The 25,665-nt window shown below is 34.6% G+C and carries 26 protein-coding genes and 1 pseudogene; 24 read left to right on the top strand and 3 right to left on the bottom strand.

From position 1 onward, the window contains the following. Positions 1-179 precede the first annotated feature (179 nt). Positions 180-890 (top strand): alpha/beta hydrolase, encoded by a 711-nt coding sequence (locus NSQ69_RS15285; RefSeq protein ID WP_002185483.1) that lies wholly within the window; start codon positions 180-182, stop codon positions 888-890. 115 nt (positions 891-1,005) lie between these two features. Here the strand turns inward: NSQ69_RS15285 and NSQ69_RS15280 are convergent, their stop codons facing one another. Then, entirely contained in the window at positions 1,006-1,371 is a 366-nt protein-coding gene (locus NSQ69_RS15280) for a YxeA family protein (protein WP_002168073.1), read from the bottom strand. A gap of 201 nt (positions 1,372-1,572) precedes the next feature. Between NSQ69_RS15280 and NSQ69_RS15275 the strand changes: the two genes are divergently transcribed. From NSQ69_RS15275 to ppsA, 3 genes are all read left to right on the top strand, one after another. Further along, on the top strand, positions 1,573-2,838 hold the full coding sequence (locus NSQ69_RS15275; protein ID WP_341099453.1) for a Y-family DNA polymerase: 1,266 nt from the start codon (positions 1,573-1,575) through the stop codon (positions 2,836-2,838). Then, the gene (locus NSQ69_RS15270) at positions 2,835-3,176 is read left to right on the top strand and encodes a YolD-like family protein (protein ID WP_002165494.1); all 342 of its coding nucleotides are present in this window, start codon (positions 2,835-2,837) and stop codon (positions 3,174-3,176) included. Before NSQ69_RS15275 ends, NSQ69_RS15270 begins: the two co-directional genes overlap by 4 nt. Positions 3,177-3,306: 130 nt before the next feature. Continuing rightward, positions 3,307-5,913, top strand: a complete 2,607-nt coding sequence (gene ppsA / locus NSQ69_RS15265; protein ID WP_341099452.1) for a phosphoenolpyruvate synthase — start codon at positions 3,307-3,309, stop codon at positions 5,911-5,913. Between the two features lie 55 nt (positions 5,914-5,968). On the opposite strand, the gene NSQ69_RS15260 is transcribed toward ppsA, so the two are convergent. Further along, the gene (locus NSQ69_RS15260; RefSeq protein ID WP_016127224.1) at positions 5,969-6,586 is read right to left on the bottom strand and encodes a TetR/AcrR family transcriptional regulator; all 618 of its coding nucleotides are present in this window, start codon (positions 6,584-6,586) and stop codon (positions 5,969-5,971) included. Between the two features lie 170 nt (positions 6,587-6,756). Between NSQ69_RS15260 and NSQ69_RS15255 the strand changes: the two genes are divergently transcribed. The 12 genes and pseudogenes from NSQ69_RS15255 to NSQ69_RS15200 all read left to right on the top strand — a co-directional run bounded on the left by NSQ69_RS15255 (position 6,757) and on the right by NSQ69_RS15200 (position 18,980). Next, positions 6,757-7,938 carry a YhgE/Pip domain-containing protein gene (locus tag NSQ69_RS15255; RefSeq protein ID WP_341099451.1) on the top strand — a complete coding sequence of 394 codons (1,182 nt, stop codon included), beginning with the start codon at positions 6,757-6,759 and terminating at the stop codon, positions 7,936-7,938. A 424-nt stretch (positions 7,939-8,362) separates the two neighbouring features. Continuing rightward, positions 8,363-9,061 (top strand): response regulator transcription factor, encoded by a 699-nt coding sequence (locus NSQ69_RS15250; protein ID WP_341099449.1) that lies wholly within the window; start codon positions 8,363-8,365, stop codon positions 9,059-9,061. Further along, on the top strand, positions 9,054-10,148 hold the full coding sequence (locus NSQ69_RS15245) for a HAMP domain-containing sensor histidine kinase (protein WP_341099447.1): 1,095 nt from the start codon (positions 9,054-9,056) through the stop codon (positions 10,146-10,148). The genes NSQ69_RS15250 and NSQ69_RS15245 overlap by 8 nt, the downstream gene beginning before the upstream one ends. Before the next feature lie 202 nt (positions 10,149-10,350). Then, positions 10,351-11,402: pseudogene (locus NSQ69_RS15240) on the top strand (efflux RND transporter periplasmic adaptor subunit). Beyond that, complete coding sequence (locus NSQ69_RS15235) at positions 11,399-12,073, top strand: ABC transporter ATP-binding protein (RefSeq protein ID WP_078178908.1); 675 nt, start codon at positions 11,399-11,401, stop codon at positions 12,071-12,073. Before NSQ69_RS15240 ends, NSQ69_RS15235 begins: the two are co-directional and overlap by 4 nt. A gap of 2 nt (positions 12,074-12,075) precedes the next feature. Beyond that, positions 12,076-13,260, top strand: a complete 1,185-nt coding sequence (locus tag NSQ69_RS15230) for an ABC transporter permease (protein ID WP_033730761.1) — start codon at positions 12,076-12,078, stop codon at positions 13,258-13,260. 133 nt (positions 13,261-13,393) lie between these two features. After that, positions 13,394-14,761 (top strand): FtsX-like permease family protein, encoded by a 1,368-nt coding sequence (locus NSQ69_RS15225; RefSeq protein ID WP_078206970.1) that lies wholly within the window; start codon positions 13,394-13,396, stop codon positions 14,759-14,761. 222 nt (positions 14,762-14,983) lie between these two features. Then, on the top strand, positions 14,984-15,418 hold the full coding sequence (locus NSQ69_RS15220) for a ferritin-like domain-containing protein (protein ID WP_002013647.1): 435 nt from the start codon (positions 14,984-14,986) through the stop codon (positions 15,416-15,418). A gap of 226 nt (positions 15,419-15,644) precedes the next feature. Further along, complete coding sequence (locus NSQ69_RS15215) at positions 15,645-16,109, top strand: DUF2691 family protein (RefSeq protein ID WP_003190057.1); 465 nt, start codon at positions 15,645-15,647, stop codon at positions 16,107-16,109. 23 nt (positions 16,110-16,132) lie between these two features. Continuing rightward, positions 16,133-16,648, top strand: a complete 516-nt coding sequence (locus NSQ69_RS15210) for a GNAT family N-acetyltransferase (RefSeq protein WP_003190059.1) — start codon at positions 16,133-16,135, stop codon at positions 16,646-16,648. Beyond that, positions 16,649-17,527, top strand: a complete 879-nt coding sequence (locus NSQ69_RS15205; protein ID WP_003190061.1) for an aminoglycoside phosphotransferase family protein — start codon at positions 16,649-16,651, stop codon at positions 17,525-17,527. Positions 17,528-17,651: 124 nt separating this feature from the next. Then, the gene (locus NSQ69_RS15200; protein ID WP_002128010.1) at positions 17,652-18,980 is read left to right on the top strand and encodes a YjiH family protein; all 1,329 of its coding nucleotides are present in this window, start codon (positions 17,652-17,654) and stop codon (positions 18,978-18,980) included. Positions 18,981-19,047: 67 nt separating this feature from the next. On the opposite strand, the gene NSQ69_RS15195 is transcribed toward NSQ69_RS15200, so the two are convergent. After that, positions 19,048-19,440, bottom strand: a complete 393-nt coding sequence (locus tag NSQ69_RS15195; protein ID WP_016127215.1) for a hypothetical protein — start codon at positions 19,438-19,440, stop codon at positions 19,048-19,050. A gap of 458 nt (positions 19,441-19,898) precedes the next feature. Here NSQ69_RS15195 and NSQ69_RS15190 point away from each other — a divergent pair, with 458 nt between their 5' ends. The 8 genes from NSQ69_RS15190 to NSQ69_RS15155 all read left to right on the top strand — a co-directional run bounded on the left by NSQ69_RS15190 (position 19,899) and on the right by NSQ69_RS15155 (position 25,650). Then, positions 19,899-20,243 carry an ArsR/SmtB family transcription factor gene (locus NSQ69_RS15190; protein WP_000014568.1) on the top strand — a complete coding sequence of 115 codons (345 nt, stop codon included), beginning with the start codon at positions 19,899-19,901 and terminating at the stop codon, positions 20,241-20,243. 29 nt (positions 20,244-20,272) lie between these two features. Beyond that, positions 20,273-20,788, top strand: coding sequence for an SRPBCC domain-containing protein (locus NSQ69_RS15185; RefSeq protein ID WP_002013656.1), 516 nt, complete (start codon positions 20,273-20,275; stop codon positions 20,786-20,788). 88 nt (positions 20,789-20,876) lie between these two features. Next, positions 20,877-21,257 (top strand): VOC family protein, encoded by a 381-nt coding sequence (locus tag NSQ69_RS15180; protein WP_002033018.1) that lies wholly within the window; start codon positions 20,877-20,879, stop codon positions 21,255-21,257. A gap of 159 nt (positions 21,258-21,416) precedes the next feature. Continuing rightward, positions 21,417-22,004, top strand: a complete 588-nt coding sequence (locus tag NSQ69_RS15175) for a GNAT family N-acetyltransferase (RefSeq protein WP_016127213.1) — start codon at positions 21,417-21,419, stop codon at positions 22,002-22,004. A gap of 322 nt (positions 22,005-22,326) precedes the next feature. Then, the gene (locus NSQ69_RS15170; protein WP_002128006.1) at positions 22,327-22,959 is read left to right on the top strand and encodes a YdcF family protein; all 633 of its coding nucleotides are present in this window, start codon (positions 22,327-22,329) and stop codon (positions 22,957-22,959) included. A 154-nt stretch (positions 22,960-23,113) separates the two neighbouring features. Continuing rightward, positions 23,114-24,262 carry an acyl-CoA dehydrogenase family protein gene (locus tag NSQ69_RS15165; RefSeq protein ID WP_341099445.1) on the top strand — a complete coding sequence of 383 codons (1,149 nt, stop codon included), beginning with the start codon at positions 23,114-23,116 and terminating at the stop codon, positions 24,260-24,262. A 371-nt stretch (positions 24,263-24,633) separates the two neighbouring features. Further along, on the top strand, positions 24,634-24,813 hold the full coding sequence (locus NSQ69_RS15160) for a hypothetical protein (RefSeq protein ID WP_158080572.1): 180 nt from the start codon (positions 24,634-24,636) through the stop codon (positions 24,811-24,813). A 159-nt stretch (positions 24,814-24,972) separates the two neighbouring features. Further along, a complete protein-coding gene (locus NSQ69_RS15155; protein WP_002033012.1) occupies positions 24,973-25,650 on the top strand; it encodes a copper homeostasis protein CutC in 678 nt (225 codons plus the stop codon). The last annotated feature ends 15 nt before the right edge of the window (positions 25,651-25,665 follow it).

Genomic DNA, 25,665 nt, shown 5'->3' with positions numbered 1-25,665 from the left:
TATGGAATTTTACTTTGTGTATGAAGCCTGTGTTTTAGGATGAATATATTGAACTCATTTTAAAACGGCATTTGAGGGCTCGTATTATTTTTTCTAAATTTATTAGTTAAGATTATTCGACAATTATATAAATAATCATTTAAAGTATAAAATATACACATCTTAGGGAGGGCATATATGTGAAGAAGTGGATGAAAATTGTTCTTTACTCTTTACTAGGTATTTTACTTATAGGAAGTATTACGTTTTTGACTTGGTCTCAGTTTACTTATAAACCAACGAAAGAGGCTTTGTCGTTAGTAGATGATAAAAAAGATGAAGGTAATATAGTATTTGGAGAGAAAGATGCTAAAATAGGGGTTATTTTTTATCAAGGAGCTAAAGTAGAAGCTGAGGCTTATAGTTACTTAGGAAAAGCTCTTGCAAAAGAGGGGCATGTTGTAGTAATGCCTAAGTTACCATTAAATTTAGCGATACTTGGAATCAATGCAGTAGACAGTGTAATTGAACAGTATCCTGAAGTTCAAAAATGGTATGTTGCGGGGCATTCAATGGGAGGAGCTATGATTTCTAAGTATGCCTTTCAACATGAAGACAAGGTAGACGGGATCATTTTCTTAGGTTCGTATCCTGCAGATGATTTCTCTACTAAATCGATTCCAATGTTATCAATTTATGGGGAAGTAGATGCTTTAGCAACTGTAGAAAAAATAGAGAGCAATAAAAAGTTAATGTCAAAGAATACAGCTATGCACATGATAAAAGGCGGAAACCATGCTCATTTTGGCATGTATGGTGAGCAAAAAGGTGATAATGCGAGCTTAATTACGTCAAAAGCACAACGAGATGAAACAGTGAAAGTAATTGAAGAATGGTTATTAAAACAATGATAGCGAATGTAATAAATTTACCGAAAGGATTCTCCCATCTCAAGCATGTGTAGGAAGATAGCCTAACGGTAGGTGGGAGAGATAATAAAGAGCCAACTCGTACGAATTGGCTCTTTTATTTATTTGCTATCTCCAATTGGCCCCTTATTTTCTCCGGAATGTCCTTTTCAGAAATAATGTCGTAGGAATAGACATACTTACCTTTCACATGAATTTTTAAGTAAGTTTTTCTTATAAAATCATTAGGAGTGTTCGTTCCTACTTTATATTCCTTCTCATTCCTTAATTCATCAACACCTTTTAGCGAGTACATAGCTCTTCCTTTATGATGGTAATCTGGAACGCCATATTCCTCCGTAATAGCGTATACATTTTTTTCTTCAGCAATCGGATTAAATCTGTCTAAATCTCCGCGTAATATGAAAGGTAGTAAGTATATAGGGAGGCCTATTCCTATTATGTAAAGTACAAATTTCTTCATGATTGTTTCTCCTTTTACGTATTTACGTTTTTCAGTATAGAAAAAACTTCTTATGAATATAGCGGGGAATTTCTTAAGTTTTTCTTAAAAAAATTTTTAAAGTAAGGTTATTTTAACCAAAATTTTCATGAAAATACCTTTAAAAAGAACGTTAGTTCGTATATAATAAGAACAGACGTTCTTTTGTTAGGAGTGATAACCTTGTATGATTATTCTCTTTTACCAAATCGCATTATTCTTTGTGTAGATCTTCGTAGCTTTTATGCGAGCGTATCATGTATTAAAAAAGGACTTGATCCACGTTATACAAAATTGGCTGTCGTAGGAGATGTAAACCGCAGTGGATCAATTGTATTGGCAGCAACACCGCCATTAAAAGCGTTAGGAATAAAGAAGATGGCTCGTTTGTACGAAATACCGAAGCGGCAAGATATTATTATTGTGAATCCAGTTATGCATACGTATGTGAAATGTTCAAATTACATAACGGGCTTAGCTTTACAGTATGTTGCGCCGGAAGATTTTCATCAATATAGTATCGATGAGTTTTTCATGGATATGACTGCAAGTATTCATTTATTTGCGAGTAATCCGTGCGAATTCGCATTAAAGTTCAAGAGAGAAATATATGAACGTACACGGATCGAAAGTACGATTGGTATTGGTCCGAATTTATTATTGAGTAAAGTAGCGATGGATGTTGAGGCGAAAAAGAATAAAGATGGAATAGAACAGTGGACGTATGACGATATACCCGAGAAGTTATGGAGTATTAGACCACTCAGTAAATTTTGGGGTATATCGTATAAAACTGAAATGAAATTGAATCGAAAAGGTATACATATAATTGGAGAATTAGCTCAGTATCCTTTGAAATATTTAAAGCAATCTTTCGGTGTAATAGGGGAAGAATTACATCTACATAGTAACGGGATTGATTTTAGCAGAATAGCAGAGAAATACGTTCCAGCGACAACATCTATAGCGAAAAGCCAAATATTATTACGGGATTATTCGATAGAAGAGTTCATAGTTATTTTATTAGAGCATATAGAAGAAGTTTGTTATAGGTTGAGAAGGGAAAAGAAATACGCGCAAACGATACATTTTTCAGTCGGGTATAGCAAGGAATACGGAGGAGGAATAAAAAAAGCATATACGTTAAACAGAGCAACAAATTTAACGATGGATATTTACAACGTTTGTACATATTTTTTATACGAACGGCATACAGGAGAGCCGATTCGCTCGATAAGTCTTTCCTTAACAAATTTAATATATGAAGGAGAAGAGCAAATTTCGCTTTTCGATAACATTATACAAAGAGAAAAAGAAATGAGATTAACGAAGGTTATGGACGAAATTCGAACACGATTTGGTAAGAACAGTATTTTACGTGGGGTTTCTTACACAAGCGTCGCAACAGCAAGATATAGAAACACATTACTAGGAGGGCACAAATCGTGAAGAATGCTAATATGCCAAAAGGAAGAGGAATGGTAAAGTGGCAACCGTTTGCTAGTATGCCAGAACAGTTCGTCTGTATTAAAGAAATGATACAGGAGCAAACAAAAGTCCCGCGTCCAATTTTAACGCAAGATGCAAAAGAAAGGATTGAAAATAAGCTGTTAATTTCATATTTAGGTGAAGAAGAGGTTTTACTTACATATTATAAAGAGGGCTATCTATATAAAAATTACATAACAGTAGCTGATATAAATCCATTAAATAAGACGATTACTTGTACCGATGCTTTTCATAATCAAAGGATGTTTAAGTTTGTTGATGTAATTGAAGTGAATTAGAGGGGGAGAAATAAAAAATCATCTCTTCCTAACTTAATTATATCATGTAAATCAAGTTCGAAATAGACTGTTTATTCTCATTTACTACTGCTACAATCAAGAACACACACATAGTAAGGAGAGATGTTACATGAGTTCTTTCGTTCTCGATTTTCAGGAAATAGAAAAAACGCAGCTTTCGCTCGTTGGCGGAAAAGGATTGAATTTAGGGGCATTATCAAACATTCAAGGTATACAAGTGCCAGAAGGTTTTTGTGTTACAACGGTAGGGTATGAAAAGGCCATCGAGCAAAATGACGAGCTTCAAACTTTGTTGCAGCAGCTAACAAAGTTGAAAATGGAAGAGCGATCCCAAATCGGTGGAATTAGTAAGAAGATTAGAGAAGTCATTATGGCAGTAGAAATCCCTTCTGAAGTAGTGGAAGCGGTAGCTCATTATCTCTCACGTTTTGGAAATGAACATGCGTATGCCGTGCGTTCTAGTGCTACGGCTGAAGATTTACCGTATGCCTCATTTGCTGGTCAACAAGATACGTATTTAAATATTATCGGAGAAGAAGTGATTTTGCAGCATGTAAGAAAGTGCTGGGCTTCTTTATTTACAGAGCGAGCAGTTATGTACCGCATGCAAAATGATTTTGAACATAATCAAGTTTCTATATGTGTTGTCGTTCAAAAAATGGTTTTCCCTGAGGCTTCGGGCATTTTATTTACTGCTGATCCGGTTACTTCTAACCGAAAGGTAGTATCAATCGATGCCAGTTTTGGACTTGGTGAGGCATTAGTATCAGGACTGGTCTCTGCCGATAATTATAAAGTAAAAGAAGGCGAAATTACCGGAAAGATGATAGCAACTAAAAAATTAGCTATTTATGCTTTAAAAGATGGCGGAACGGAGACGAAACAGATTGATCCGGCTCAGCAAAAGCTTCAAACATTGTCTGAACCACAAATATTACAACTAGCACAGATTGGAAGACAGATTGAAGCTTATTTTGGTTGTCCGCAAGATATTGAATGGTGTTTAGTGGATGATACATTTTATATTGTCCAAAGTCGCCCAATCACGACTTTATATCCAATACCAGAAGTAAATGATGGGGAAAATCATGTGTATGTATCAGTTGGTCACCAGCAAATGATGACCGACCCCTTGAAGCCATTAGGAATGTCTTTATTCCAGTTAACATCTTTTGGACAGAGGTTTCAAGCTGGAGGAAGGTTGTTTGTTGATGTTGCACAAAGATTGGCTTCGCCTACTAGTAGAGAACTTTTATTAAATATGATAGGGAATTCGGAACCGCTTATTAAAGATGCATTAACAACTGTAGTCGAGCGAGATGATTTTATTACATTGTTACCAGATGATGAAAAAGAAAAGAGTGTTGGTAAAAGTGGACCACCTGCAAGTTCACAACCAAAAATCGAAAACAATCGATCAATCGTTACGGATTTAATAAAGATGAATCAAGCATCAATCGAAGAGTTAAAACGAAACATGCAAACGAAATCAGGGGTGGATGTACTTGATTTTATTTTGGAAGATATGCAGCAATTAAAGAAAATATTATTTCATCCGCAAAGTATGGCTGTCATTATGGCAGGTATGGATGCTTCAACATGGATCAATGAAAAAATGGAGCAATGGCTAGGCGAAAAGAATGCAGCAGACACACTTTCTCAATCAGTACAAAACAATATTACGTCTGAAATGGGGCTAGCATTACTCGATGTTGCTGATGTGATTCGGCCATATCCAGAAGTTATTGCGTATTTACAACATGTAGAAAATGATAACTTTTTAGATGAATTCGATCAATTTAAAGGCGGAGAAAAAGCTAGAGATGCCATTCTAACTTTTCTAAATAAATACGGAATGAGATGCAGCGGAGAAATCGACATTACGAAAACGCGCTGGAGTGAAAAGCCAACAACCATTATCCCGATGATTTTAAATAATATAAGAGATTTTGAAGATGGTGCTAGTAAACGGAAATTTGAAGAAGGACTGCAGGAAGCTTTGAAAAAAGAAGAAGAGTTAGTAGATCGATTGCAGCATTTGCCGGATGGTAAACAAAAAGTAGAAGAGACGAAGCGAATGATTCGTAACATCCGGAATTTTATCGGTTATCGTGAATATCCAAAATACGGTATGATTAATCGCTATTTCATATATAAGCAGGCAATATTGAAAGAAGCCGAGCAACTCGTGCAAAATAAAGTTATTGATGAAGTAGAAGATATATACTATCTAACTTTTGAAGAACTTCACGAAGTTGTCCTTACGAATAAACTAGATTACGAGCTTATTCATAAACAAAAAAATGATTACAAATTATATGAAAAACTAACGCCTCCACGTGTAATGACGTCTGATGGAGAAATCATTACTGGGAAGTACAAACGAGAAAATCTCCCGGCTGAAGCAATCGTAGGTCTGCCTGTTTCTTCAGGAGTGATTGAGGGGAGAGCACGCGTTATTTTAAATATGGAAGATGCGAATTTAGAAGATGGAGATATATTAGTTACTGCCTTTACTGATCCTGGCTGGACACCATTGTTTGTGTCTATAAAAGGGTTAGTCACTGAAGTTGGCGGACTGATGACACACGGAGCAGTTATTGCACGTGAATATGGATTACCAGCAGTCGTCGGGGTAGAGAATGCTACGAAATTAATAAAAGACGGACAACGAATTCGGGTACATGGAACAGAAGGCTATATTGAAGTGTTGTAATGAAATAAAAGATCATCCGCTATTATAGTGGATGATCTTTTATTATATAGCGGACTTATTTCTTTAAACCAGCCGCATAAAAAGGTCCATGGACTGCGATTGTTGATAAAATACGAGCAATCTCCTCAGGTGTTTCTTTTTGTCCGTTATTTAACCATTGTTGAATGACACCTATATGAGCAGATGCCATATAAGAAGCTAAGTATTGGCTTGGGACAAGTAAATTCTCCTTATTAATGAGAGGACCATTCGTATCTTCAAATAGTGTTTTCCACATAAAGTCTTTCAGTTTCGTTTGGAAAGATAAATCTCCTTTTGGGCTTAGTACAGCTTTCATAAAATCACTATTTTCATTTAGAAATTCAAGAATAGAAGCGATAAGTATAAATGGCATTGTTGGGGAAGGGCTTGATCCAAGATCAGCAATAACTTCCGGTAATCTCTGTTTAGCAATGCTAGAAAATTCATGCATAATTTCTTCTTGGCATTTTGTCATTAAATCAAATTTATCTTGGTAATGTGTATAAAATGTACCACGATTTATGTTTGCTTTCGTAGTAATATCTTTCACTGTTATGGCGTCAAAACCTTTTTCCTCAATTAATTCCACTAATGCATTTCGTATGGCAGTTTTCGTACGAATAACACGTAAATCTAAATTACTATCGCGCAAAGTATGTCCCTCCTTAATTTTAGCCAACACATTTCAAGGATGTGTCTTATAACCGACACATTCACGATTTTTGATTATTGTATAAGGTTCAACTCGAACATATAATTCAAATATAAATAAACAACACGTTGTTGGTTATTATAAATCAAATTAAAGGAGGAGAAAAGAAAATGTTTAAAAACAAACTTTTATTGTTATCTCCAGTTATTGCACTACTTGTTGTTTTTATTTTTTCATTAACATTATTTCCAACCGTTCAACCTAAGCCGAAAAACTTACCAATCGCAATTGTAAATGAGGATCAAGGAGTAGAAATTCCGAATCAACCGAAGATGAATATGGGGCAAACGATTGTTGATAATATGAAAAAGACATCAAAATCAGAGGAAGAACCTGCGGTAAAGTGGGTAGAAGTGCAAAATAAAGAAGCAGTTCAAAAAGGCTTAAATAATCAAGAATATTATGCAGCATTGGTTATTCCGAAAGACTTTAGCACAAAACAAGCATCATTACGAACACCACAGCCATCTTCGCCAGAGGTAGAAATATTCATCAATCAAGGAATGAATACAGCAGCATCAACTATGGCAGGACAAATGTTAAATGCGATCGTTGATAATATGAACAATACTGTTCGTACACAACTATTAGAAGGATTGAAAGCAAAAGGAGCTACATTAACAGCAGACCAAGTTTCAAATGTAGTAACACCTATTACGAAGAAAGTGACAAATGTGAATGAAATCGGCAAAAATAGTGCGAACGGTAACTCGCCAATGTCTTTATTCCAGCCGTTATGGATTGCAAGTTTAGCGAGCGCAGCAATTATCTTTATTGCGATAAGTAAAGCGCAAGTGGGTACAAGAAAAGAGAACTTCGTATTGAAACTAAAACAAATAGTAACAGGAGCAATTGCTACACTTGTAATTGGATTTGGTCTTACATGGATTGCGGATGGAATGGTAGGATTAAATATCCCGAATTTCACGGATACGGCTTTGTTCTTATCCATTACTTCTTTTTGTTTCTTCTTAATGATTTCTGCGGTGCTTTCATTAGTTGGACTAAAGGGTATAGGTATATTCGCTCTATTACTTTTCTTTGGGGCACCGCTATTAGCATTAGCGCCTGAAATGATGTCACCATTTTATCAAGATTGGGTGTACGCATGGTTGCCAATGCGATTTATGATTGAAGGGCTTAGAGAAATATTCTTCTTTGGAAAAGGATTAGCTTGGAATACTCCTCTTACTGTACTCGTTTGGATTGGTGTAGTAAGCGTGGTTATTATACTTGGAACAGCTTTCAAACGTAGTGTAGTAAAGGAGCAAAAAACTGAAGTGAATGCATAAAAATAAGTAAAGGAAAAACCGTTTCACTAGTAGTGGAGCGGTTTTTATGTTGAAATACAAGTAAGGGTACAAAATATATTGATATAATGAAAGGAAGTTAGTTATTTGTGAAACTAACTGTCACTTAGCTAGGCTTGATATGAAGGGATCCTACTGTAAAATCTGTTGTACTATATAATTATTATCTCTGATATACTTTAGTTTTGTTAGTTTTTCTACATTTTCTACCATAAAATGTGAAATCGTAGAGGGTGTTGCAAAGTTAACAAAACATAAACATGCAAAAAAAATGCAGAAGAAATATAGTACTCGAAGTTATCTCTAAAAAGTAAGAATCTCATAATAATGTTCTTTTAAGATGATATAAACAAAATAGACTAGTTTAAAATTGGACGTATGAAAAAGGAATGAGGGGAAGAGCAAAATGAAGCAGATTTCAATTTTAATAGCGGATGATGAGGTGGAAATTGCTGAATTAATTGGGATACATTTAGAGAAAGAAGGTTATCATGTTGTGAAAGCTACTGATGGAGAAGAAGCTGTTCTTATTATTCAATCGCAACCAATTGATTTAGTTACTTTAGATATTATGATGCCAAAAATGGATGGTTATGAAGTAACGCGACAAATTCGTGTGAAGTATAATATGCCAATCATTTTTCTAAGCGCGAAAACATCTGATTTTGATAAGGTGACAGGTCTTGTACTAGGTGCGGATGATTATATGACAAAGCCTTTTGCCCCAATTGAATTAGTTGCGCGTGTAAATGCACAACTACGTCGATTTCTTACGTTAAATCAACCGAAAGTAGAGGAGAACAAATCCGTTTTAGAAGTAGGCGGAGTGGTTATTAATCTTGAGCAACGAAAGCTAAATGTATACGGAGAACAAATTGAATTAACCCCAAAAGAGTTTGATATTTTATATTTATTAGTGAGCCATCCGAAAAAAGTGTACAGTGTGGAAAATATCCTTCAGCAAGTGTGGGCGGATGATTATTATGATGGGGGAAGTACAGTTGCCGTACATATTCGTACTTTACGAAAAAAAATTGGGGAGGATACAAGAAAGAATAAGTTAATAAAAACGGTATGGGGGGTAGGTTATACTTTCAATGGCTAACATGATGAGAAGTTTTCGTTTTAAAATGATTGCTTTGTTTGCGCTAAGCATGGTGTTAGCAGCTGGCGGAACATATATAATCTATAAAGTATTACAGCTTTATTATAGAACGATGGTACATTACGAAGATTACTTAGCCCAATTTAGACCAATCGTAGATATTAAATTCTTTTTAATGTGTTTTATCCCACTATCTGTTGTATTCTTTTTCTTTTTAACAAAACCATACTTAAAATATTTTAATGAAATTTCTAACGGTATTCACCATCTTGCTAACGGTGATTTTACAAAGAAAGTTCATATTACTTCAAATGATGAATTTGGCGAGATTGCGCGTGAAATTAATATAGCGAGTGAAAAATTAAAAGAGGCGGTTGAGAGAGGTGATTTTGCAGAAAGTAGTAAAGATCAGCTCATTGTTAACTTAGCACATGATTTAAGAACGCCTTTAACATCAGTTTTAGGTTATTTAGATTTAATTCTTAAAGATGAGAATTTGTCAAAGGAGCAGATTAAACGTTTTTCTATGATTGCATTTGCGAAATCGCAGCGACTTGAAAGTTTAATTGATGAGTTATTTGAAATTACGCGAATGAATTATGGCGTGCTAAAGTTAGATAAAAAAACAATTAATATAAGTGAGTTGCTTATACAGTTAGATGAGGAATTGTATCCATTATTGGAGAAACATCATTTAGAAGCTAGGTTGAATGTTAATCCTCATTTATATATTTACGGTGACGGGAATTTGTTAGCTCGAGTATTTGAAAATCTTGTAACAAATGCAGTTAGATACGGAGATAATGGACAATTTGTTGATATGAATGGATATATTGATAATGGAGAGGTTATCGTACAAATTATTAATTACGGAGATAGCATTCCAGAAGAAGATTTGCCTTATCTTTTTGACATGCTTTATACAGGTGATAAAGCAAGAACAGGGCAGCAGGGCGGTACGGGCCTTGGGTTATTTATTGCTAAAAATATTGTTGAACAGCATAATGGGACGATTTCAGTAGAAAGTAATATAATTAGAACAATATTTGAAGTAAGATTGCCAAAAGAAGAGAGTTCAAGAATTTAATAAAAATTTAATGTTTACCCCACTTTTTATTTAACTAGTTTTTTCTATCCTATACGTATGTTAGGTCAAGGAGGAACTGGTAATGAAAAAGTGGGGCTTTTTATATTGTACATAGTATGTACGGGGCTTTATATATCAAAAACTATTAAAGAAGAGGATATACAGTTTCTAAAAATAAAACACATGAAAAAGTGAGGATATTATGAAGAAAGCAAAAAAACTAGTCATCGTTGGTGTAATTACAATTGGTTTAGGGGTCGGGTCTTATATGACATTTGCAGGAGAATCTGAACCAGTTAAAACTTATAAAATATATGAAGTGACAGAAAAACAAATAGAGAATGAGAAAAAATTAGGTGGCGAAGTTATCCCAAATGGTATAGAAGCAATTTCATTCGATCCAACAAAAGGTACGAATGAATTAGCTGTTAAAAAAGGTGATGAAGTAAAAAAGGACAGCTTCTTTTTAAATATAATGACCCTATTACTAAACAAGGTGTAACATTGCATCAGAAACAAATGGATGCAGCGAAGCAGAAACTAAAAAAAGATAAAAACGCTGGCCTTCCTGAGGAAGCGTTAAAAGCATCAGAAATCGAAGTGCAACAATTAGAATCGCAACTTGAAATGAAAAAGTTTGAAGTAGAAAAAGCTGATGAAATAATTAAATCAGCAAAAGAGAAAGTGAACACACTTTCTGTAACGAGCCCGGCTGATGGTGTAATTGATGGCATTGTCAAAAATAATGATGCTGGTATGAGCGGAATTACGCTTCGTCACGCTGGTCCATTTAAAGTAAAAGGCCAACTGTCTGAATATGAGCTTGCGAGTGTGAAGATTGGGCAAGAAGTAACAGTTTCATCAAAAACTGTATCTAGTAAGACGTGGACAGGAAAAGTTACAGAAATCGGATCCACACCATTAAAAAATATGGATGAAAATAAAACAGTTTCCAGCTATCCATTCACTGTTACATTGAACGATAGTGAAGGATTACAAATCGGTTTCCACGTAAACGTGACAAACAAAACAGGTGAAGCAACAGGTACAATCGTTCCGAAAAGCAGTATGGTGAAAAAAGGTGACAAAGATGTTGTCTTCGTTGTAAAAGATGGAAAAGTGAAAGAACAAGTGGTTACGGTTGAATTTGAAACGAATCATGAAGCAAAAGTTTCTGGAGTGAAAAAAGGTGTACAAATTATCTCTGAACCTATGAAAAATGTAAAAGATGGTATGGAGGTTAACACAAAATGATTCATTTAAAAGGCATCATGAAATCTTTTCAAAACGGTACAGAGTCCGTCCAAATATTACATGGAATCGATATAATACTGAACCAGGGGGAATTCACTTCCATTATGGGACCATCTGGTTCTGGTAAGTCAACCTTAATGAACATTATCGGTTGTTTAGATAAACCAACGGCAGATACGTATGAGCTAGCTGGTCAAAATATTTCAACCATGTCTGAAACAGAACTTGCACACGTTCGTAATAAAGAAATCGGCTTTGTATTTCAAAATTTCATGTTACTACCAAGGCTTACAGCACTTCAAAATGTAGAATTACCTCTTATTTATGCAGGAGTTGATAAAAAAGAAAGACGTGAGCGTTCGTTAGCTGCTTTAACGAAAGTTGGGTTAGCTGACCGTGCTACCCATCTTCCAAGTGAGCTATCAGGTGGTCAAAAACAGCGTGTTGCTGTAGCGCGTGCGATTGTAAATAATCCGAAATTTATTTTAGCCGATGAACCAACTGGTGCACTTGATACGAAAACGAGTGAACAAATTATGGAGCTCTTTTACGAATTAAATAAACAAGGTTCAACGATTATTATGATTACTCACGATCGTGAAATCGGAGAAGCAGCAGTACGTCAAATTGTAATTCGTGACGGCAATATCGTACAAGATTGGAGAGAATAAATTTGAATACGAATGAAAATATACGCATGGCCATATCTTCTATTTTTGCGCATAAAATGCGATCTATATTAACAATGCTAGGCATTATTATTGGAATCAGTGCAATTATTACAATTATTTCAATGGGAGATGGACAGACTGCAAAGATGCAAAAGGAACTTGCAGAGAATCAGCATATGGATGAACTTAAAATAGAATACTTCAACCCGGATTCTCCGACAGAAAAAGCAAAAATTACACCACATATGGTAAAGCAATTGCAAGTGATACGAGGTGTAAAAGATGTGTATCCCAATGTGCATATGGACGTAAAAGTATATACGGGATCAAAAAATGTTTCCTTTAGTTTAAATGGGGGAACAGGAAACTTTATGCAGGACTCTAAAATGAAAATGGTACATGGGCGAGAGTTAACACCGGATGAACTAAAAAAGCCAATTCCTGTTGTAATTGTAGCTGAAGATTTATTTAAAACACTATTTGATAATTGGAAAGATGATTTGTATATAGATATAAAAGGAAAACCATATAAGGTTGTTGGGGTGTACAAATATGAAGACGGTTTTCAACGTCAATTTAAATTGTATGAAGGATATACATCTATCGACAATGCACCTTTAATTGCAGGGATTGAGGAATACGATACAGTGAAAATTAAGTTAACTTCTCCAAGTGAGCGAGAGGCTGTAGAAAAACAAGCTATATCTGTATTGGATGAATTGAAATCCCCAGAATTTGAGCATTCTTTTACAGTCGAGGATACGAAAGCATATGGTCAAAAAATAGAAGAGTCAACACGAACGATGAAAATAGTATTTGCTAGTATTGCTGGAATTTCCTTAATCGTAGGTGGTATTGGTGTGATGAATATCATGCTTGTATCCGTTACAGAGCGTACACGTGAAATAGGTATTCGAAAAGCGCTCGGTGCAACGAGAGGAAAAATATTAACACAATTTCTCATCGAAGCATGTATTTTAACGTCATTAGGCGGGACGGTTGGTTTTGGATTAGGTATGTTTTTTGCTTGGATCGCTTCGTCAATAGGTGAATGGCCACTAGTTATTTCTGTAAGTCTTGGATTACTCTCAGTTGGAATATCGATGTCAATTGGTATTGTCTTTGGCATACTGCCGGCTAATAAAGCGGCTAAATTGGATCCGATTGAGTGTCTGCGGTATGAATAAGTGAAAAGGGTAATTTTTTTGAAAACAAATCATTGATGTAATGTCTTCCATTTCTGGAGGGATGGCTGGTGACCTTATCTAGCATTGCCCTTTGTAATATTTTGCATCAATCATTTCCTGGAGGTTAAGATAAATGAATTTATTTAATATAGTTCAACGTAACATACGGCGTAATTTTAAAGAGTATATACTCTATTTTGTATCGTTAGCTTCAAGTATGCTTATCTATTTTATATTTGCATCACTTCGATATAGTACTCAAATAAAAAAAGAAATGGTTAATAATGTGATGATTAATAGTGTTCTTCAATCTTCAAAAGTGATTCTCATTATTTTTATAGCTATATTTATTATTTATTCTACTAATTTTTTTATAAGGAAACGAAAAAAAGAGGTAGGATTATATTCTTTACTAGGAATAACTAAAAAACAAATTGGTACGATGTTATTTTGTGAGACTATGATAATGGGAGGCGTTGCTTTAGTAGTTGGCATACTGATTGGCAGTATGAGTTTTAAGTTATTTTTAGAACTGCTAATGAGTTTAATGAAATTAAATGTACCTATTCATTTCGAGTTATCTATAAAAGCGATAATAGACACGTTCATCGTCTTTTTATCTATTTTATTATATACAGCATGGAAAAACTCTCGCATTATTTATAAATTTCCATTGATTGAAATGTTTCAAGCTAATCATCAAGGAGAACGGATGCCAAAAGGTTCTGTACCTAGGGCGTATATAGGTCTTATTTTAATGGGATTAGGATATATACTAGCAGGCTTCTTCCGTGAAGTAGTAAATATTGTGCGGAATCCCATTGATCCTATGAACCCTATTATAAATCCTATAATGATTCCAGTTTTTATTTTGTTTTTAGTTGTTTTTGGGACATATTTTCTATTCACTTCTTATACAGTTATTGTTTTAAAGAAAATTAGAAGTAAAAGAGAAATATTTTATAGCGGTATAAATATAATAAACATTTCGCAATTACTATACCGAGTAAAAGGAAACGCTAAGTTACTTGCAATAATTGCTATATTAAGCGCTACAGCTTTAACTGCAATTAGTACAGTCGCAGCAGGGTATTATGTAGGGCAATCTGAAACAAATGGAGATTTTATGCAACTGTATGGAGTTGCGTTATTTATTGGAAGTTTTTTAGGGGTTATATTTGTATTGGCGACAGGTTCAATTATATATTATAAACAATTATCTGAAGCGTATGCTAATCAGAGATATTATGAAACTCTTCGTAAAATAGGTGTTACGAAAAAAGAGGTAAGAAAGTCAATTTCGAAGCAAGTTAGCTTTAGTTTTATTTCACCTCTAATAGTCGGACTTGTTCATAGCTTATTTGCGATACCAATAATAAACAACATGCCTATATATAACATCATTATTCCTATTTTAATTAGTAGTGGTGCATATTGTATAATTTATGTTGGATATTATGTGTTAACTATTTATTCGTATTTTAAAATTGTGTATAAATAAAATGGAATGATACGTGTAATAGATAAAAAACGGTTCACTAATAGTGAACCGTTTTTTTTGGTGAACTCATTATTACTCTATAAGAAAATAAAGCAGTGATAGATAGGTTCTTCAATATTTTAAAGGTAATCGAAGAGTTTGGATTTGCGGTTCTTTTTTGTATACATGCTCCTACTATTTCAAAATGCATAAAATGTTATGCGAAATAATGGAGGGGATACGATGTATAATTCGAATTATGATAATTGGTATAGACAGAATGATAAGCTAATTAGTGATATTGAAAAAGCTATAAACGGAGAGTATAGCGCTATAAGTTGCTATGCAAAATTAGCTAACATGGCTCCAAATCAAGTAGAACAAAAACAAATTCTTGAAATCCGTAATGATGAAATAAGGCATTTTCATCATTTTGTACAAATCTATACGAATTTAACTGGCAGACAGCCGAAACCACAGATTACGGAAAATTGCCCTAATACGTACTTACAGGGATTAGAGTTCGCTATACAAGATGAGCAAAAGACCGTAGATTTTTACTTGGAAATTTCAGATGAAGCAGCAGATGCATCTATGAAAGAGTTATTGCGCAGAATAGCTGCAGATGAACAAAATCATGCGGTGTGGTTTTTATATTATTTTGTGAAGTCGAAGTGAGTGTTAAAAATGAATGGCTGATGTGCTGAACATATTAGAAATTATTTTAAAACGCAGTGCAATAATTTAATGAAAAACTTAAATGTAAGTAGAAAGAAACCGTTTCATAAGTAGTGGGACGGTTTTTTCGCGGTGAAATACAAGTTACATAGGTATCGACAAAATATAGTAGTTGAATTTGGTATATAATGTATGGAACGAAAATAAATAAGCTAGGAGCAAACAAATGAAAAGAGGAATTTTTGTAGATATTCCAAATGAAAATGATAATTTACTTTGGAAAGTGTTAAAGCCAATTGATATTACTTCATTTGATTGGCGAGTGGAAAACGAGGAATCTTATTTCATATTGCCTGATGGATTAGGAACAGAATTATTTTCAGAAGATAACAAGGTAATGAGTGGATTAGAATTGAAAAAATTAATAAAAGACAACATATATTATCTCATTTTTGCAGATTTAAAAGCGTATCCAAAAGGAGAGGAAGTAGTAGATATTGAAACATATGAAGAATTTAAAGAGAGTAAGTGTAAAGTAGTCGTATTAGTAGCGGATGGTGATTACATACAGGTTTATGCGAAAAACCAAGAAGAGATTGAAATGATGTATGAAAACGCAATTGATCAAGGGTTTTATGTTGAATATGTTACAGACGAGAATGATGGAAGGACTCGTATGTCAGTATGGTAGTAATTTGAAGGGGGAATGGCAATATGGAGAGAAATATAAGTAAAGAATATACAATTCGAATTGCTGCAGAAGAAGAAAGTAATAGCATTATCACTCTATTAAAAGAAGTAGCACAATGGTTACAACATAAAGAAGTGGATCAGTGGCAGTATCTTTTAGGAGGAGAAGCTACCGCTGAAATATTAGAAGGTATAAGAGAGAAATATACGTACGTTATTGTGAAAGAAGATGAGATTGTCGGTACGGTTACCGTATCACCTAAACAAAATGATTGGGATAAATATATTTTTGGTAAAGAGGAAATTCCTAATTCGTTATATATTCATAGATTTGCGGTGAAACGGAAGTATAAGAGGCATGGAATAGGAGAATGGATTTTGCATTGGATAGAAGAGAATGTGCAAAGTGATAAAGAGTATTTGAAGTTAGATTGTGTTGGGCATAACCAAACGTTGAATGGTTTTTATAAGCGATGCGGTTTTGAATATATCGGTAGTACGGATGGACTTAGTAAGTTTCAAAAGAAAAGAGGAGAGTGAATGAATCAAATTAACGTAAGTTTAGTTGAACAGTTAATACAACAACAGTTTCCTGAATGGGCCCATTTAGAAGTGAAACCTGTAAAGCTTAGCGGTCATGATAATAGAACGTTTCACCTAGGGGACGAGATGAGTGTCAGATTACCAAGTGATGCAGCATATGCACCGCAAGTAGAGAAAGAAAATAAGTGGCTTCCAATATTAAGTAAGGAACTTTCTTTACCAATTTCTGCACCAATTGTGAAAGGGAGTCCATCTGAAGAATATCTATGGCCTTGGTCTATTAATAAGTGGATCGAGGGGGAGACCGTTACGAAAGAAAATGTTCGTGACTTAAATGAATTTGCGGCGGACTTAGGCTCGTTTTTAATAGAGTTACAATCAATTGATGCGAGTAACGGGCCAATAGCTGGAGAACATAATTTTTACCGAGGCGGGCTTATATCTGTATACGATGAAGAAGCGAGAGTGGCTATTGAAAATAATAAGGATGTTTTTGATGAGACATTATTAAAGCATCTTTGGAATGTAGCACTTCGTTCAACATGGGACCACAAACCAGTTTGGATTCATGGAGATGTTGCACCAGGAAACTTACTCGTTAAGGATGGAAAACTTTGTGCCGTAATTGATTTTGGTATTTTAGGAGTAGGAGATCCGGCTTGTGATGCAGCGATGGCCTGGACATTTTTTGATAAGAATAGTAGAAACGTATTTAAAGAAGTATTACGCATGGATGAAGAAACGTGGAATAGAGCGAGAGGATGGGCGCTTTGGAAGGCGTTAATTACATATGATGCGAATAAGACTAGTAATAAGATAGTGGCAGAAGAATCTTATCGTGTAATTCAAGTAATTGTGGATGATTATAAGAGGTAATAGAAAAAGCTTATTTTGATTGTATATTTCAAAATAGGCTTTTTTACATGATTAAATATTCGAATTAAAAGAAGGAATCCGACGTTAATATACAGAATATTTAGATAATAGGAGGTGTCTAATTTTGAATGAAATTGAATTAAAAAGTAATGTAATTAAGACAGGGCGAGAGAAGGGGATTATACTTCGCTTTATACTTGCTAGTCTAGTTGGTGTGTTTATGTTTTTTGTTCCTGTTACGATAAACGGTGCTTCGTCTATTATGATTGATCATATCGTATCATGGATTAGGACTTCGGTTCCGAGCGTAGTACCTTATTACGCACTACTTGTTATGGCAATGGGTGCGATTTATCCGTTTTATACGAAGAAATGGAATGCATCTATTGTAGACATTTGTTTTTCTATTTTAAAAGTAGTAGGTGTTGTTTTCGGCGTATTATATTGTTTGAAAGTAGGACCAGCATGGTTCTTTGCGCCAGATGTTGGACCGTTTTTGTATGAGAAGTTAGTTATATCAGTAAGTTTACTCGTTCCAATTGGCTCAGCATTTTTAGCGTTATTAGTCGGGTACGGATTGCTTGAGTTTATCGGCACGTTTTGTCGTCCAATTATGAGACCGTTATGGAAAACACCTGGGCGATCAGCAATTGATGCGGTTGCTTCCTTTGTAGGAAGCTATTCGTTAGCCTTATTAATTACGAACCGTGTTTACAAAGAAGGAAAGTATACAACGAAAGAAGCAGCAATTATCGCAACAGGTTTTTCAACAGTATCCGCAACATTTATGATCATCATCGCAAAAACATTAGATATTATGCATTTATGGAATGTTTACTTTTGGACTACTCTTGTTGTAACATTCATCGTGACCGCTATCACCGTAAGAATCCCGCCTCTTAGTAGAAAACCAGATACATATATTACGAAAGAAGGGTTCCCAGAGCCCGTTTATAAAGAGAAAATGTTAGAGCGAGCTTGGGAAGATGCATTAGAAGTATCGAAGTCTGCGCCAAGTATTATGAAAAATATCGCAGTGAATTTAAAAGACGGATTTATAATGACGATGGGGATTTTACCATCAATTATGTCAGTAGGATTAATTGGTATCGTCTTAGCAAAGTTTACGCCAATATTTGATTGGGTAAGTTACATTTTCTATCCATTTACGTGGCTATTACAATTACCAGAAGCAGACCTAGCTGCTAAAGCAGTATCAGTTGGTATTGCAGAAATGTTTTTACCTTCTCTTTTAGTTGTAAGTGCACCGCTTGTTACAAAGTTTGTTATTGCGGTTGTGTCCGTTTCATCCATTTTGTTTTTCTCCGCATCAATCCCTTGCATATTATCGACAGATATTCCGTTAAAAGTATCTGAACTTATTATTTTATATGTGCAAAGAACGATTTTAACGTTGCTTATTATTACGCCGATTGCTTATTTGTTGCTTTAAACATGTAGAGTTAAGTTTCTGAAGTTATGCCATTTTCTGATTATTAAAATCAGAAAATGGCATAACGTTAATTATGTTCTAAAGTAACTCTAGATGATTTTTTCATAAATAACGTATGAGCTAAGTATATAATCATACCAATACGTGTGATTAATACTCCTGCGAGTAGAAAAACTCCGCTTACTTTTATCCATAGGGCTAAAAGTGAACCTAATGTAGGTGAAATCACCATAGCGCCGTGCACCATTGTATTTGCGGTACTAGTTACTCTTCCCATTAATCTTGTAGGGGTTTGAAGTAAGTAACTATAGCATACAGAGATAGAAGCGATAAATATACCAATAAAAAACCAAATGATTAACGATAAAAATAAATTACTCGATAAAAAGCCGAACCCTCCAAGTCCAGTAAGGATCAACATTCCTCCAAGTAATATAGCTGAACCGTTTAAGATATTCATTTTGTTTACTGTATTTCCCTATTTTCCAATGGTTATAGCTCTGACTAAAGTGTCTAACCCAACGATACTTATAAAGATTCCAAACAAACTATCACGTATGTCCATTTCTTTTGCCAATAAAACAACTAAACTATCAAATAAAAATATGAAAAAAAATACTGTAGCGTTAAATAGTATTAAAAGTGTTAAAGCTTTCTAGGACCAGATAAAAACAAAGCCTTCGCGGAAATCGTTCCAAAACCCACTGACTAAAGCATCACTTTATCGTAAAACATAGGCTTGTGAAATGTTTTTAATCCATTTTTATTATTAAGTAACGATTTGGTATTACTTTAGTTTTCGAATATTCCTTGACGGGAATATTCCTATTTGGTTATAATCGATTCAACAGGAAAAAAATATTAGTGATGATATTGATGTGTTATAACCGGAGACCATCACTTAACGAGGTGAGTGATATGTCGGGGAAAATTCCGGGCGTGAATATGACGACGTTGAGCGCTTTATCTGAACCGAATCGTATGAATATCGTTGAACTCTTGCGTGACGGTCCCTTAACCGTTGGGGAAATCGCCGAACATTTGGGATTAAGGCAACCACAAACTTCGAAACACCTAAAAGTGTTAAGCGATACAGGGATTGTGGAAGTGCAGGCTGAAGCTAATCGCCGGATTTACAAACTCCGACCTGAGCCTTTCCAAGCACTTGATTGTTGGGTGCAGTCATTTAAGCGTGTGATGGAAGAGAGATTCGATAATTTAGATGAGTATTTGAAGGAATTGCAAAACAAGGAAAAGTCATAAAATCAGTTCATATTTAAGGAGGAATTAACATGTCAAACAATACAATGGTATCAAGAGTAGAGAACGATCGGGTATTAGTACTGGAGCGCGTTTTCGATGCGCCGCGTGATCTTGTATTCAGTATGTTTAAAGAACCAGAGCATTTGAAACATTGGTGGGGACCAAGAGGTTGGGAAATTCCAGCATGCACTGTCGACTTCCGTCCGGGAGGCGTTTGGCACTACTGTATGAAGTGTGTCAATCAGAACTTGGAGCAATTTTTTGGTATGGAATCATGGGGAAAAGCAGTCTATAAAGAGATTATTGAGCCAGAAAAAATCGTCTACACTGATTACTTTTCAGATGCTGAAGGCAATGTAAATGATTCTATGCCGTCAACCGAGATGACATTGGAATTCATCGATTTAGGTGGAAAGACAAAGCTAATAAACCGTGCTGAATATGTTTCCGAAGAAGCCCTTAAGACCGTTATGGACATGGGCATGCTACAAGGTATCACCGAAACTTGGGATCGTTTGAACGAGCGATTAGAGTCGCTGAAATAGATTTTTGTACCGTAATTTTATTTTCGATGATAATAAAGTTTAAAACATTTGGTTTAATAAAAATTTTTGTAAGGGAGAGTTAAAATAGATGATTAATAATGTTGGTCAAATTATGTTGTATGTGAATAACCAAGATGAAGTGAAGGAATTCTGGACAGAAAAAGTAGGATTTATTGTAATTTCAGAGGAAGATAACGGTCAAGGAATGCGATGGATTGAAATTGCTCCAACTAAAGAAGCTGAAACAAGTATTATTCTCCATAATAAGGAGTTAATTGCTAAAATGCAGCCTGAGTTAAATCTTGGTACACCTTCCTTAATGTTCTTCTCAAAAGAATTCGATCGTTTATATAGCGATTTAGTAAACAAAAACGTTACAGTCGGAGAAATTGTAAATATGCCTTCAGGTAGAATATTTAATTTTGCAGATAGCGAAAATAATTATTTTGCAGTAATGGAAAAAAAGTAAATTTCAATTCAATTTATGAGTGCGATGCTTGAATAAAGGCATCGCATTTTTTATTTTAAAGATATATTTTATTCCTTAACATAAATATAATTATGTGTTCTTATATAACGATTTAACGGTAGTAGAGTATGATATAGTTACAACAAAGGGGGCTTAAAAATGGAAGTAATTCACGAAAGAGCAAAGTTACGGTTAATGGATAGCAATGATGTCGAAAAAATGTTTTCAATCGTGGAAGGAAATCGAGATATTTGGGCGTATTTAATCTCTAAAATGGATACTGTTCAAGATATGCAGCAATATGTTCAAAAGGCGATAAAAGCTTATGGGGCAGGGAAGGATTTGCCATTTGTTGTTGTTGATCAAAAGACAAATGAAGTAGTAGGAAGTACACGCTTATATAACATTTCAGTTGAAGATAAGACGGTGGAATTAGGGAAAACGTGGTATGACCCAAGTGTGCAACGTACGAGTATGAATACAGAATGTAAGTATATGTTATTACAATATGCTTTTGAAAAGTTGCATATGCGGAGGGTACAAATTAAGACGGATGCACGAAATGAAAAAGCACAAAGAGCAATTGAAAGACTCGGCGCAGTAAAAGAGGGTGTACTTAGAAACGAAAGAAAATTACCGAGTGGGCATGTTAGAGATGCAGTTGTATATAGTGTTATTGCAAATGAATGGCCAGCTGTAAAGGAAAGGTTATTAGAAAAATTAGAGTCATATACAGAAAAACGATAATTCATATTATTAAAGGTGTATTGATCGTCAAGATGAAAAATATACCTTTTTTCTTACAAAACAGTTACTTCTTTTGTTTCATCATTCCATTATGATAAAAAATTCGTTACAATGTAGTTGTATGGTAATAAACTTATAAATTACACAAATGTAATGAAAACCGCAAACGAAAAATGAATTGATAATCCTCAATTTTAAATGAAAACCCTTTAATGCATATATATGATAAGAAAAATTCCTTCTTTTAAACAAATTCAAACAAAATGATTTGATATATACGTTTTTATATAGAAGTATGGATGATGTACGGAGGCAGTTATAAATGAAAGAAAATAAGAAAAGTAAGAAAAGAAAAATCTTGCAAGTATTCTTGCTTATGATTTGTTCTATTATTTTATATGTAAGTTATGCAGCTTACGATATTTGGAGTTATCGCTTTAAAACAGATGATGGTGTGAAGACAGATGCTGGTATCGTGCTGGGAGCAGCTTCATGGAACGGAAAACCATCTCCTGTATTTAAAGAAAGAATTAATCATGCAATTTCCTTATATAAGAACGGTAATATTAAAAAGATTATTTTCACAGGTGGTACAAAGTTTGAGGCAGAGCTTGAGGAAGCGCGTACTGCTAGAGTGTATGCACTGAAACATGGTGTGAAAGAAGAGGATATTCTAATTGAAACAAAATCCCTTTTCACAGAGGACAATTTAAAGAATGCAAAGCAAGTTGGAATAGAGAACGGAATACGCACATATACGATTGTGAGTGATCCACTTCATATGAAACGTGCAATGAAAATTGCAAAACATATTAAAATTGAAGCGTATGCATCACCAACTCCAACGTCAGCGTATAAAACGTTAGATACAGAAATCCCTTTCTTTTTTAAAGAATTATGCTCGTATATTGGATATGTAACCTCTTTGCCATTAAAGGCATTGAAAGGGGATTAATATAAGAAAAGAACCTATCCTTTTTATAGGAACTTTTCTTATTGTTCAAAAGCATTGTATTTTTATCGGAATAGTGAAACAATAGAGAAGTAACTTCATATAATCATAATGACAAAATGAACGGTTTATGAATCGAACATAAAGGAGATTATGTATGGCACTCTCATTTGTTGAAACAGAAGAACAATCTTTAGTTATTGAGAAAATAAATAAATTGATTCCGAAGTTCATGGAAAGGGAGCATCAACTAAGTGAATTAGGATCATTTCCGTATGAAAATATTAATAATTTGAAAGATATCGGATATACGAAATTAACGTTGCCAAAAGAATTGGGAGGCAATGCGATTTCTTTATATGACTTCGTTTTATTTCAAGAGAAAATAGCAGAAGGCTGCGGTGCTACCGCATTATCGATTGGATGGCACCTTGGCATTGTAAAGGAATTAGCTGAAAATCGTTCTTGGAATGAGGAAATGTTCACTTGGTTTTGTGAAGAAGTACGTAATGGTGCGCTTTTTAATCGAGCAGCGACAGAGCCGAATACAGGTAGTCCTACGCGCGGCGGGAAACCAGAGACGTTAGCTGTCAAAAAAGGTGAGAAGTGGATTATAAATGGAAGAAAAACGTTTACGACAATGGCACCAGTACTTGATTATTTTATCATTTCAGCAAGTATTGAAGGCCAGGAAGATATCGGAGAGTTTGTCATTCCAAAGAATACGCAAGGCGTGACAATTGAAGAAACGTGGGATAGCATCGCAATGCGAGGAACTGCGAGCCATGATCTCGTTTTACAAAATGTAGAGATACCAGATCGCTTTTTCACTGATATAAAGGGTTCAAAAGTTAAAGCTAAGGGTATTGGCTGGTTGCTACATATACCAGCATGTTATTTAGGAATTGCACAATCAGCAAGAAATTATGCAGTTCAGTTTGCGGTATCATACAAGCCAAACAGTTTAAATCATTCTATAAGTTTATTACCGAATGTTAGAAGGTTAGTTGGAGAATTAGAACTTGAGCTTATGCAAGCTCGTGTCTTTTTATATCAAATTGCGAAAAAATACGATGAGGCAGAAGATAAATTATCATTGCAAGCAGAACTTGCGGCAGTGAAATACGCGGTAACAAATGCGGCGATATCTATTGTAGATAAAGCAATGCGCATCGTAGGAGCGAAAAGTTTATCAGAAAAAAATCCGCTTCATCACTATTATTTAAACGTCAGAGCAGGACTACACAATCCGCCGATGGATGATGTAACACTGTCTATGCTGGCGGATGCGGTGTTTCGGTCGTAATGAAGAAATATAAAGTCTGTTCCGTTCAGGAACAGGCTTTTCGTTGTCGGTGAATCGTTGATATAATTCCATGTATTATGTCATTGTTCAAAGAAGAGGGAATTCTCGTTTTACAAAATAAAAAGGCTATCCTTTTGATAAGAGGATAGCTTTTTTATTTTGTTCTATTGTGGCTGCACTTCAAGATTCATACTACTTTCAGAACCGTCTTGATTATGTGCAAATAATGAATACTCACCTGGTAAAGGATTGGCGATGAGTGAACGTAAAGGAAAGGATTTACTTTCATTTGGCTGTAACGTGTGTTTTACTAAACGATCTTCTTTGAATTTAATTGAGAAGATGAACGAAAGGTTTGAGTTTCTTCTTTATTGATTGATGAAAGGGTAATCGTTTCTGTTTCTATACTTGAAGGTGAGGAAGCTAGTTTTGTATTTGGTTTTGTTAATAAAGTAATCGCGCAAAGTGATGCAATTACAATAAATGAACTAGAGATAACGAACCGTTTTTTTGTAAGAAGTATATATTTCTCTCCTTTTATAAGAATATAAGAATGTATAATTTTAAGAAAAACATAACATATATGATATTTATTATCAATTCAATAAATCTTTCTTTTCATTCTTCTTTTTGTAGTTTTATAGTGGAATGCTATGTTTCTTATTTCACCTACTGTATAATAAGAAAAAAGTACGAAAAGAGGTTATCTCATGCTAGAGGTTATTGCAACTTGTTTAGAAGATGTGAAGCGAATTGAAAAGGCTGGTGGAAATCGAATTGAACTCATTTCATCATATACAGAAGGTGGTTTAACACCGAGCTATGCTTTTATAAAAAAAGCAGTAGATGCAGTGCAAATACCAGTTCATGTTATGATTCGTCCGCATGCGAAGTCTTTTACATATACGGAAGAAGAAATTGAAATGATGAAAGAAGATATTGTAGTTGCTCAAAATCTTGGAGCTGCTGGTGTTGTATTAGGTGTGTTAAATGAACAAAATGAAGTTGATGAAGAGAAATTAGTAGATTTATTATCTGTTGTAGATGGAATAAATGTAACGTATCACCGTGCGATAGATGATACAGAAAATCCAGTAGAAGCGATGAAAGTTTTGAAGAAATTCAATAAAGTTACTCACGTTTTAACTTCAGGCGGACAAGGAAATGTAGTAGATAATATTCCGGTTCTTGCAGCAATGCAAAAGGAAAGTGAAGGGAATATACAGCTTGTTGTCGGAAGCGGAGTAACGAAAAAGAATGTAAAACAATTGCTAGATGAAACTGGAATTTCTCAAGCTCATGTCGGTACAGCGGTAAGAGAAGGGAAATCATGTTTTTCTGAAATTGATCCTAATTTAGTACAAGAATTAGTTCAAATAATAAAATAAACACTTAAGAAAGAG

It is taken from the genome of Bacillus sp. FSL R10-2201 (genome assembly GCF_038008665.1).
In the GTDB taxonomy this organism is placed as follows: domain Bacteria; phylum Bacillota; class Bacilli; order Bacillales; family Bacillaceae_G; genus Bacillus_A; species Bacillus_A mycoides.
This window is presented reverse-complemented; position numbering and strand designations above follow the sequence as displayed.